Source organism: Leclercia sp. UBA5076 (assembly GCF_002416465.1).
Taxonomy (GTDB): domain Bacteria; phylum Pseudomonadota; class Gammaproteobacteria; order Enterobacterales; family Enterobacteriaceae; genus Enterobacter.
This window is the reverse complement of sequence record NZ_DIAO01000020.1, coordinates 175,299-186,278: the sequence shown is the minus strand read 5'-3', so window position 1 is coordinate 186,278 and position 10,980 is coordinate 175,299. Positions and strand designations below refer to the sequence as shown.

The window sequence follows — 10,980 nt, the reverse complement described above, 5'->3', positions numbered from 1 at the left end:
AGCGATTGTACCGCGTCCGGCAAGGAAGTGTTATCGACGACATCAAGCCTTTGGCGGTTCGGTACGGGCGAAACTTTCACGCTGGAAGAGGGTTTCCGCCAGCTTAACCAGCAGCGGACGATCGACGCACCAGCCCGGTGAAACCCGGCGGAAATTGAGGTAGCCGATGGCGCAGGCGATGGCGATGGTCGCCAGATTGACGCTGTCGGTGGCAATTTTCCCGTCGCGGATCAGCTGCTCACAATGATCGAGACTGCGAGCGATTTTCTCGCGCTGACGCAGCAGCTCGGTCTCGGATTGCTGCGCCGCCGGGCGGGCCTGTTCACGCACGGAGGCTAACGCCGCATCCATGATCCCATCCGCCAGCGCCTCGATTTGCCGGATAGCCAGCGCCGCTTTCGGTTCACGGGGGATCATCGCCGGGGCGATATCCAGCAGTTCGATATAGCTGGCAATGATGGGGGAATCGAACCAGTGTTCACCGTCATCGGTTACCAGCGCCGGGACTTTGCCCAGGGGATTGTACTGCGCGACACCGCTTTCAGCCTGATAGGGCTGTTCATTAACAAATTCAAAAGTGATGCCTTTCTCCAGCAGGAGAATGGAGATTTTACGTACAAAGGGACTGGTATAACTGCCGATGAGTTTCATTGCCTGCTCCTTATCCGCCAACAAAAGCATAAGTATGGCTCAGGCAAAGAAAAAAGGCAGGCGATGCATCGCGCATGCCTGCCTTTCAGGGGATTAATGGTCGAGATAGAGGTAGTGCATCCAGCTGGTCATACGCAACAGGACCTTACGCATCACGGAAACATGCGAGAAGTGATCGGAGTAAACCGCCACCTGGGCATAGATACCGTCAGGCAGAGCGTCCACGTCGGCGTTCGGCTCCAGTTCAATGGTGCCCAGCACGCCGTCGGTACCCGGCACTACCGTCAGGGACTGCAGCGAGCCCTGCGCCTGGTAAGAACCGCCCGGCACCACCGGCAGAATGCTGGTGAGCTTGCCAGAGAACACCTGGCCCGGCAGGGCGTTGAATACCACTTCAGCTTCATCGCCCGGTTTCAGACGCAGCAACGAGTTCTGGCGGAACTGCGCCACAATCTGCCGTTTCTGCTCAGGAATGAACACCATCACCGGACGCAGCGGCAGTGAAGCCGCATAGGTCCCCGGACGAATCAGCACCTGGGTGATGTAGCCGTTGCTCGGCGCCCGGATGATGGTCTGGTCCAGGTTGTAGGTGGCTTCGGCCAGCTGGGCGCGCAGAGAGGCGATTTGCGACTGTTCGCCGTTAGACATGCTTTCTAACTGGCTCTGGATCTGCACCTGTTCCGCCACCGACGCCTTCACCATGGCGTCCTGCGCCAGGTAGTTTTGCCGCGCGTTATCGATGTCGCTTTCAGAGAACGGATTCACCTTCGCCCGGCTGCCTTTCACATAACGCTGATAGTCTTTGAACAGACGGTCACGCTCGGCGGAGACGCGGGTGGTATTCGATTGTGCTTCCGTAAGCTGGGCTTTCAGAACATCAATATTGTGTGTCGCCGTCACCAGGTCGGCCTGGAGCCGATCGACGCGCGCTTTATACCTGCCCGGGTCGATTTTAAATAACACTTCGCCCTTTTTAATGAGCTGGTTATTTTTATCGGTCACTTCGGTTACTACCCCTGTAACCTGCGGCGTAATCGGAATTGAGATAACCGCTTTCTGCGCCGTAAACGTATAGGGGTGGTTATAGTTCATTAATAAAATAAGGCCGGCCACGATAAATACGCCGCCTAACGTTGCGGTCGCCAGCGTCCACTGGTTTACCGGGATACGGAATATTTTAAAGATGGCCCATGCAAACGCGACATAGGTCAATATGATCAACAGATCCATGATTATCGCTCCGGCGTATTCTTGTCAGCAACGGGCGGCACGGCGGCCAGTTTTTGTTCCAGCTCGGCTACGCGCTTCGCCAGCGCATCTACGTCGGGGCTACGGTCCGGGGGCTGAATGTGGTTCTGCATTCCCCAGCCGCGCTCTGGCTGGTAGAGCGTGGCCCAAATCCACAGAAATGGCCAGATGGCATGGAGCGTAAACAGGCTTATCCATCCCGCCGTATGGATCGCATCGGCATGAGGATGGTTGCGCTTTTTGGCCATATTATAAGGAATGTCATGGATAGCGATGATTCCATAGAAAAGAACCAGGAAAACAAAAATCAACACACCCAGCGCAAAATAGTTGAGAAACATATTTGCCTCGCTAAATAAATCAACAACTCATTTAAGTAATTAAATGGTAAGCAAGCATATTAATTCACTGGTAAGTACACGATCGTGATATTAATATTTCAGAGCCGGGGAGTATGGTTTTTCGTTATATCTCCATGCAAGTTTATAAGCGTGACAAAATATATCCTGAATAATAATAGACTTAAATTTACAATATGGATTACTTTAGCTTATAACTTTTTGCCACACCACATCACAGATATTTAATTTTGGCGATAAGTGTTGTTGACTTACATCCTGGCGCTGTTCGCCAAAGCAGAAGTTGTCTGCGATCACATCCAGAGAAATCCGCATAAAAATTTTTTGTGGTTTTGATCACACTCCAGAAACAAACTCGCGACTTCTAAATGTGATTTACTTCACATTTAAGGGGTTATATTGTCGCCTTCACGTCCATTGTATTTTTTTTACACATCAATTTTGTGATATTCATCACGCCATTCCTCACCACACCCCCCACATTTACGTGATTCAGATCACATAAATTTTGCCCATCTGGACAGTGAAACAATTAAGTGCCAGATTTCACGACATCAGAACAGTGCAGGCTACCTCTGCCACCGCATTCACAACAAACCTCGGGCCGAAGGCCTGCGTAAACAAAAAGAAGGGGTGTTTTATGTCATCCGATTTCAAGATCAAAGTTCAAAGCTTTGGTCGTTTCCTCAGCAACATGGTGATGCCAAATATCGGCGCGTTTATCGCGTGGGGTATCATCACCGCGTTATTTATTCCGACAGGGTGGTTGCCTAACGAAACGCTGGCAAAACTTGTAGGCCCAATGATCACCTATCTACTGCCGCTGCTCATCGGTTATACCGGTGGTCGTCTGGTTGGCGGTGACCGTGGCGGCGTGGTCGGTGCTATCACCACCATGGGTGTTATTGTCGGTGCGGATATGCCGATGTTCCTCGGCGCAATGATTGCCGGTCCACTGGGCGGCTGGGCAATTAAGAAATTTGACGTCTGGGTTGATGGCAAGATCAAATCCGGCTTCGAAATGCTGGTGAACAACTTCTCTGCCGGCATCATCGGTATGATCCTGGCGATTCTGGCGTTCCTCGGCATTGGCCCTGCAGTTGAAGTACTTTCCAAACTGCTGGCGGCGGGCGTTAACTTCATGGTTGCCCACGACATGCTGCCGCTGGCGTCCATCTTTGTTGAACCGGCGAAAATTCTGTTCCTTAACAACGCCATCAACCACGGTATCTTCTCACCGCTGGGTATTCAGCAGTCTCACGATCTCGGCAAGTCTATCTTCTTCCTGATTGAAGCGAACCCGGGTCCAGGTATGGGCATCCTGCTGGCGTACATCTTCTTCGGTCGCGGCAGTGCGAAACAGTCTGCGGGCGGTGCGGCAATCATCCACTTCCTGGGTGGTATCCACGAAATTTACTTCCCGTACGTGCTGATGAACCCACGTCTGATCCTCGCCGTTATCCTCGGCGGTATGACCGGTGTGTTCACCCTGAGCGTGCTGGGTGGCGGTCTGGTTTCTCCGGCCTCTCCGGGTTCTATCCTGGCAGTACTGGCGATGACCCCGAAAGGTGCTTACTTCGCTAACCTCGCGGCAATCTTTGCAGCTATGGCAGTCTCCTTCATCGTGGCGTCTATCCTGCTGAAAACCAGCAAGGTGAAAGAAGAGGACGATATCGAAGCGGCAACCCGTCGTATGCAGGACATGAAAGCCCAGTCTAAAGGCGCAACGCCGCTGGCTGCGGGCGATGTCTCTAACGACCTGAGCCATGTTCGTAAAATCATCGTTGCCTGCGACGCCGGTATGGGCTCCAGCGCCATGGGTGCAGGCGTACTGCGTAAGAAAGTGGCGGATGCCGGTCTGTCTCAGATCTCCGTCACCAACAGCGCCATTAACAGCCTGCCGCCGGATGTTGACCTGGTCATCACCCACCGCGACCTGACCGAGCGTGCGATGCGCCAGGTACCGCAGGCGCAGCACATTTCGCTGACCAACTTCCTCGACAGCGGCCTGTATACCAGCCTGACCGAACGCCTGGTAGCGGCACAGCGTCACGAAGAAAACGAAGTGAAAGTGCGTACCAGCCTGCAGGACAGCTTTGACGAGAGCAACAGCCACCTGTTCCGTCTGGGTGCAGAGAACATCTTCCTTGGCCGTACCGCGAGCAATAAAGAAGAAGCGATTCGCTTTGCCGGTGAGCAGCTGGTGAAAGGCGGCTACGTTCAGCCAGAATATGTTGAAGCGATGCTGGAACGTGAAAAACTGACCCCGACCTACCTGGGCGAATCCATTGCGGTACCGCACGGTACGGTTGAAGCGAAAGATCGCGTTCTGAAAACCGGCGTGGTGTTCTGTCAGTACCCGGCAGGCGTGCGCTTCGGTGAAGAAGAAGATGACATCGCCCGTCTGGTAATTGGTATCGCGGCCCGTAACAACGAGCACATTCAGGTGATTACCAGCCTGACCAATGCCCTGGACGATGAGAGTGTTATCGAACGTCTGGCTAACACCACCAGCGTAGAAGAAGTTCTGGCGCTGCTGAACAAGTAAGTTAAGCAAACCTCCCTCTCCCCGTTGGGGAGAGGGCTAGGGTGAGGGGAAATTCGCGTGGTTCCTCACCCCAGCCCTCTCGGGTAAAAACATTGATGAAGGTTAATACTATGAAAGCATTACATTTTGGCGCAGGTAACATCGGTCGTGGCTTTATCGGTAAACTGCTGGCAGACGCGGGCATTACGCTGACATTCGCCGATGTCAACCAGACGGTACTTGATGCCCTGAATGCACGTCATAGCTATCAGGTGCATGTGGTTGGCGAAAACGAGCAGGTTGAAACCGTGACCGGCGTCAACGCGGTCAGCAGCATTGGCGACGACGTTATCGATCTGATTGCCGGGGTTGACCTGGTGACGACCGCCGTCGGTCCGGTGGTGCTGGAGCGCATCGCGCCAGCGGTGGCGAAAGGTCTGGCCAAACGTAAGGCCCAGGGTAACGACGCCCCGCTGAATATCATCGCCTGTGAAAACATGGTGCGTGGAACCAGCCAGCTGAAAGGCCACGTGATGGCCGCGGTAGCCGATGAAGATAAAGCCTGGGTTGAAGAGCACGTTGGCTTTGTTGATTCCGCCGTAGACCGTATTGTGCCACCGTCCGCCTCTGCCACGCACGATCCGCTGGAAGTGACCGTCGAGACCTTCAGCGAATGGATTGTCGACAAAACCCAGTTTAAAGGCCCACTGCCTGACATTGCTGGCATGGAATTAACTGATAACCTGATGGCATTTGTCGAACGTAAGCTCTTCACGCTGAACACCGGGCATGCTATAACCGCCTACCTCGGTAAATTAGCCGGTCATCAGACCATTCGTGACGCCATTCTCGATGAGAAGGTCCGCGCCGTGGTAAAAGGTGCAATGGATGAGAGCGGCGCGGTATTGATTAAACGCTACGGTTTTGATGCCGATAAGCACGCGGCATACATTCAGAAAATCCTCGGTCGTTTTGAAAACCCGTATCTGAAAGATGACGTTGAGCGCGTTGGCCGTCAGCCGCTGCGCAAACTGAGTGCGGGCGATCGCCTGATTAAGCCGCTGCTCGGCACCCTGGAATATGGTCTGCCGCACGCCAACCTGGTCAAAGGCATTGCCGCCGCGATGCACTACCGCAGCGAAGAAGATCCGCAGGCGCAGGAGCTGGCGCAGTTAATTGCTGAGAAAGGTCCACAGGCCGCGCTGGCGCAGGTATCCGGTCTGGATGCCAACAGCGACGTGGTCGTGGAGGCGGTGAACGACTATAACGCAACCAAATGATGCAGGAACTGGCGCAGGTCATCCTGCGCCCGGAAGATAGATTGTCAGATATGCAGGCAATAATGGAACAAACCCAGGCCTTTGAAAACCGTGTGCTGGAGCGTCTGAATGCTGGCAAAACCGTTCGAAGTTTCCTGATATCCGCCGTCGAGTTATTAACCGAGGCGGTGAATATCCTGGTACTTCAGGTGTTTCGCAAAGACGACTACGCAGTGAAATACGCAGTTGAACCGTTGCTCGACGGCGACGGCCCCTTGGGCGATTTATCCGTGCGTCTGAAACTGATCTATGGCCTGGGCGTCATCAGCCGTCACGAGTATGAAGATGCGGAACTGCTGATGGCGTTGCGCGAGGAGCTCAATCACGACGGCAACGACTATTCGTTTACCGACGACGAGATCCTCGGTCCGCTGGGCGAGCTGCATTGCGTTACCGCCCTGCCCCCGGCGCCGCATTTTGATACCAGCGATCCTGAGCTTTACGCCATGCAGAAACAGCGTTATCAGCAGATTGTTCGCTCCACCATGGTACTCTCCCTGACCGAGCTGATTTCCCGAATCAGCTTAAAAAAAGCGTTTCAGAAGTAAGCCTGCGCACATTCGTGTATCCTTTGTGGTAATTCCCCCTGTTTTTAGAGCCATTTGTTATGAAAGAAGTCGAAAAGAGTGAAATTAAACGTCTGAGCGATCGTCTGGATCTGATCCGCCACCAGCAGGCCAGCCTCTCTCTGGTTGATGCCGCAGAGAAGTACGCCGAGCTGGAAAAAGAGAAAGCGACGCTGGAAACTGAGATCGAACGTCTGCGCAGCGTGCACAGCCAGAAGCTGAGCAAAGAGGCGCAAAAGCTCACTAAGCTGCCGTTCCGCCGTGCGATCACCAAGAAAGAGCAGGCCGATATGGGCAAGCTGAAGAAAAGCGTGCGCGGCCTGGTGGTTGTCCATCCGATGACCGAGCTGGGTCGTGAAATGGGTCTGAAAGAGATGACCGGTTTCAGTAAGACCGAGTTCTGATTTTTTGCCGGGTGGCGCGATGCTTACCCGGCCTACCGCTTTCTTCCCTCTCCACATTGGCCCTACCAATTCACTGAACAACCCTTCCTTGGTTCACATTTCTATAATCTTTGCTCACAAACATATTGCCGACCAATAACATTTGGTTAACCATTTGTTGTCATTAACCCTACATCACACTATTGGCAGGACCAATTTTACACATAATGTGACGCAGAGATGAGCACAGACTCACCGCCTCACAGAAGGTGTGGTCCTCGGGAGACCTGCAATGAGCCTCTGGCAACAAAACTACGATCCGGCAGGAAATATCTGGCTATCTAGCCTGATCGCCTCGCTACCTATTCTGTTCTTCTTCTTCGCGCTGATTAAGCTCAAGCTGAAGGGCTACCTTGCGGCGACGTACACCGTTGCCATCGCCCTGCTGGTAGCGCTGTTCTTCTACAAAATGCCGGTCGATCGTGCCCTGGCCTCGGTGGTATATGGCTTCTTCTACGGCCTGTGGCCCATCGCCTGGATCATCATTGCAGCGGTCTTTGTCTATAAAATCTCGGTGAAGACCGGGCAGTTCGACATTATCCGCTCGTCGATCCTCTCCATCACCCCGGACCAGCGTCTGCAGATGCTGATTGTCGGCTTCTCCTTCGGCGCGTTCCTGGAAGGGGCTGCCGGATTTGGTGCCCCGGTGGCGATCACCGCCGCCCTGCTGGTCGGTCTTGGCTTCAATCCGCTCTATGCCGCGGGTCTGTGCCTAATCGTCAACACCGCGCCGGTGGCGTTTGGTGCGATGGGCATTCCGATTCTGGTGGCCGGGCAGGTAACCGGCCTGGACAGTTTCGAGATCGGCCAGATGGTGGGCCGCCAGCTGCCGTTCCTGACCATTATCGTGCTGTTCTGGATCATGGCGATTATGGACGGCTGGCGCGGCATTAAAGAGACCTGGCCTGCGGTAATGGTCGCGGGTGGCTCGTTCGCCATCGCCCAGTACCTGAGCTCTAACTTCCTTGGCCCGGAACTGCCGGACATTATCTCTTCCCTGGTCTCGCTGGTCTGCCTGACGCTGTTCCTGAAACGCTGGCAGCCGGTGCGTATCTTCCGCTTTGCCGATATGGGCGCCTCGCACGTGGATCAGACTCTGGCCCGCACGGGTTATACCGCAGGACAAATCGTCCGCGCCTGGTCGCCGTTCCTGTTCCTGACCGCGACCGTGACGCTGTGGAGTATCCCGCCGTTTAAAGCCCTGTTCGCTCCGAACGGCGCGCTGTATGACATGGTGGTCAATATCTCCGTGCCGTTCCTCGACAAGATGGTTGCCCGTATGCCGCCGGTGGTACATGACGCCACGCCGTACGCGGCGGTGTTCAAGTTCGACTGGTTCTCGGCCACCGGTACCGCCATTCTGTTTGCCGCCCTCCTTTCCGTGATGTGGCTGCGCATGAAGCCTGTTGCCGCGGTGCAGACCTTTGCCGCGACCCTTAAAGAGCTGATGCTGCCGATCTACTCCATCGGCATGGTGCTGGCGTTCGCGTTTATCTCGAACTACTCCGGCCTGTCGTCAACGCTGGCCCTGGCGCTGGCCCATACCGGTTCAGCCTTCACCTTCTTCTCGCCGTTCCTCGGCTGGCTGGGGGTCTTCCTGACCGGGTCAGATACTTCATCGAACGCCCTGTTCGCGGCCCTGCAGGCGACAGCCGCGCAGCAGATTGGCGTGTCGGATGTTCTGCTGGTGGCGGCCAACACCACCGGGGGCGTCACCGGCAAGATGATCTCCCCGCAGTCCATCGCCATTGCCTGTGCGGCGGTAGGCCTGGTGGGGAAAGAGTCCGACCTGTTCCGCTTTACCGTTAAACACAGCCTGATATTTACCTGCATGGTCGGGGTCATCACCACCCTGCAGGCCTATGTCTTAACCTGGATGATCCCATGATAGTGATGCCCAGACGCCTGTCCGACGAGATTGCTACTCGCGTGCGGGCGCTGATTGAAGAGATGCAGCTGGAAGCGGGCATGAAGTTGCCCGCCGAACGCCAGCTTGCCGCCCGGCTTGGCGTATCGCGTAACTCGCTGCGCGAAGCCCTGGCGACCCTGGTCAGCGAAGGGGTGCTGGTGAGCCGTCGCGGTGGCGGCACCTTTGTGCGCTGGCAGGACGATGACTGGTCCGGGCAGAACATTGTTCAGCCATTGAAAACTCTGATGGAGAACGACCCGGACTACAGCTTTGACATCCTCGAAGCCCGTCACGCCATAGAAACCAGCACCGCCTGGCATGCGGCTATGCGGGCAACCGAAGCGGATAAAGAGAAGCTCAAAGCCTGCTTCGAGGCCACCCAAAGCAGCGATCCGGATATCGCCTCGCAGGCGGACGTCCGGTTTCATCTGGCCATTGCCGAGGCCTCACACAATGTCGTGTTGCTCCAGACCATGCGCGGCTTCTTCGACCTGCTGCAATCGTCCGTAAAGCAGAGTCGCCAGCGCATGTATCTGGTGCCGCCGGTTTTTGCCCGGCTGACCGAGCAGCACGAAGCGGTCCTCAACGCCATTCTGGCAGGTGATGCCGAAGCCGCACGCGCCGCGATGATGGCGCATCTGGGCTTCGTCCACACCACCATTAAACAATTTGATGAAGATCAGGCCCGGCAGGCGCGTATTACCCGCCTACCGGGCGATACTGTTATTTCCAGGGAGAAGAACTGATGATCATTTCCGCAGCCAGTGACTATCGCGCCGCCGCCCAGCGCATCCTGCCACCGTTCCTGTTTCACTATATCGATGGAGGGGCCTATTCCGAGTACACCCTGCGTCGCAACGTGGAAGACCTGTCGGAAGTGGCCCTACGCCAGCGCGTGCTGAAGAATATGTCCGACCTGAGTCTTGAGACGAAGCTGTTCAATGAAACGCTCTCCATGCCGGTCGCCCTCGCCCCGGTCGGGCTGTGCGGCATGTATGCCCGCCGGGGTGAAGTGCAGGCCGCCGCCGCCGCGGATGCGAAAGGCATTCCGTTTACGCTTTCAACCGTTTCCGTCTGCCCGATTGAAGAGGTGGCTCCCACCATTAAGCGCCCGATGTGGTTCCAGCTGTACGTCCTGCGCGACCGCGGCTTTATGCGCAATGCGCTGGAGCGGGCGAAGGCGGCAGGCTGTTCCACCCTGGTCTTTACCGTGGACATGCCGACCCCCGGCGCACGCTATCGCGATGCTCACTCCGGAATGAGCGGCGCGAATGCGGCGATGCGCCGCTACTGGCAGGCGGTAACGCATCCGCAATGGGCGTGGGATGTGGGGCTCAACGGCCGCCCGCACGATCTGGGGAATATCTCCACCTATCTGGGTAAGCCGACGGGGCTGGAAGATTACATTGGCTGGCTGGCGAATAACTTCGATCCGTCCATCTCGTGGAAAGACCTGGAGTGGATCCGCGAGTTCTGGGATGGCCCGATGGTGATCAAAGGGATCCTCGATCCGGAAGATGCCCGCGATGCGGTCCGTTTCGGCGCCGACGGGATTGTGGTGTCGAACCACGGCGGCCGCCAGCTCGACGGCGTGCTCTCCTCGGCCCGCGCCCTGCCCGCCATTGCCGATGCGGTTAAGGGCGATATCGCGATTCTGGCGGACTCCGGCATCCGCAACGGCCTGGACGTGGTGCGTATGATTGCCCTCGGGGCCGATACCGTCCTGCTGGGCCGCGCCTATCTGTATGCGCTGGCGACCCACGGCCAGGCAGGCGTTGCCAATCTGCTCAACCTGATCGAGAAAGAGATGAAGGTGGCGATGACGCTCACCGGAGCGAAAACCATCCCGGAAATCAGCAAGGAGATGCTGGTGCAGGAGTTGAGTAAACTCCCTGCCGGGCTGGCGCCGCTGGCGCAGGGGAACGCGGCGTAGATGAGTGCGGTCTGATACCTCACCC

10 protein-coding genes are annotated in these 10,980 nt (G+C 56.1%); 7 read left to right on the top strand and 3 right to left on the bottom strand.

Annotated features, from left to right (window positions below):
- Window positions 1–42: 42 nt before the first annotated feature.
- The 3 genes from B3X29_RS20875 to B3X29_RS20865 form a co-directional block, all read right to left on the bottom strand.
- Complete coding sequence (locus B3X29_RS20875) at window positions 43–651, bottom strand: glutathione S-transferase (protein ID WP_159340404.1); 609 nt, start codon at window positions 649–651, stop codon at window positions 43–45.
- 93 nt (window positions 652–744) lie between these two features.
- Window positions 745–1,881: an HlyD family secretion protein gene (locus B3X29_RS20870; protein WP_156653696.1), complete on the bottom strand. Its 1,137-nt coding sequence runs from the start codon at window positions 1,879–1,881 to the stop codon at window positions 745–747.
- Between the two features lie 2 nt (window positions 1,882–1,883).
- Window positions 1,884–2,240, bottom strand: a complete 357-nt coding sequence (locus B3X29_RS20865) for a DUF3302 domain-containing protein (RefSeq protein WP_103177749.1) — start codon at window positions 2,238–2,240, stop codon at window positions 1,884–1,886.
- A gap of 658 nt (window positions 2,241–2,898) precedes the next feature.
- On the opposite strand from B3X29_RS20865, the gene B3X29_RS20860 reads away from it, so the two are divergent.
- From B3X29_RS20860 to lldD, 7 genes are all read left to right on the top strand, one after another.
- Window positions 2,899–4,806: a PTS mannitol transporter subunit IICBA gene (locus tag B3X29_RS20860; RefSeq protein WP_103177748.1), complete on the top strand. Its 1,908-nt coding sequence runs from the start codon at window positions 2,899–2,901 to the stop codon at window positions 4,804–4,806.
- 110 nt (window positions 4,807–4,916) lie between these two features.
- Window positions 4,917–6,065 carry a mannitol-1-phosphate 5-dehydrogenase gene (gene mtlD, locus B3X29_RS20855; protein ID WP_103177747.1) on the top strand — a complete coding sequence of 383 codons (1,149 nt, stop codon included), beginning with the start codon at window positions 4,917–4,919 and terminating at the stop codon, window positions 6,063–6,065.
- Window positions 6,062–6,652: a mannitol operon repressor MtlR gene (gene mtlR / locus B3X29_RS20850; RefSeq protein WP_103177746.1), complete on the top strand. Its 591-nt coding sequence runs from the start codon at window positions 6,062–6,064 to the stop codon at window positions 6,650–6,652. The genes mtlD and mtlR overlap by 4 nt, the downstream gene beginning before the upstream one ends.
- 59 nt (window positions 6,653–6,711) lie before the next feature.
- Window positions 6,712–7,074, top strand: a complete 363-nt coding sequence (locus B3X29_RS20845; RefSeq protein ID WP_103177745.1) for a YibL family ribosome-associated protein — start codon at window positions 6,712–6,714, stop codon at window positions 7,072–7,074.
- A 271-nt stretch (window positions 7,075–7,345) separates the two neighbouring features.
- Window positions 7,346–9,001, top strand: a complete 1,656-nt coding sequence (gene lldP / locus B3X29_RS20840; protein WP_103177744.1) for an L-lactate permease — start codon at window positions 7,346–7,348, stop codon at window positions 8,999–9,001.
- Entirely contained in the window at window positions 8,998–9,768 is a 771-nt protein-coding gene (lldR, locus tag B3X29_RS20835; RefSeq protein WP_114316219.1) for a transcriptional regulator LldR, read from the top strand. The genes lldP and lldR overlap by 4 nt, the downstream gene beginning before the upstream one ends.
- Entirely contained in the window at window positions 9,768–10,955 is a 1,188-nt protein-coding gene (gene lldD / locus B3X29_RS20830; RefSeq protein ID WP_103177742.1) for an FMN-dependent L-lactate dehydrogenase LldD, read from the top strand. Before lldR ends, lldD begins: the two co-directional genes overlap by 1 nt.
- Window positions 10,956–10,980: the final 25 nt, after the last annotated feature.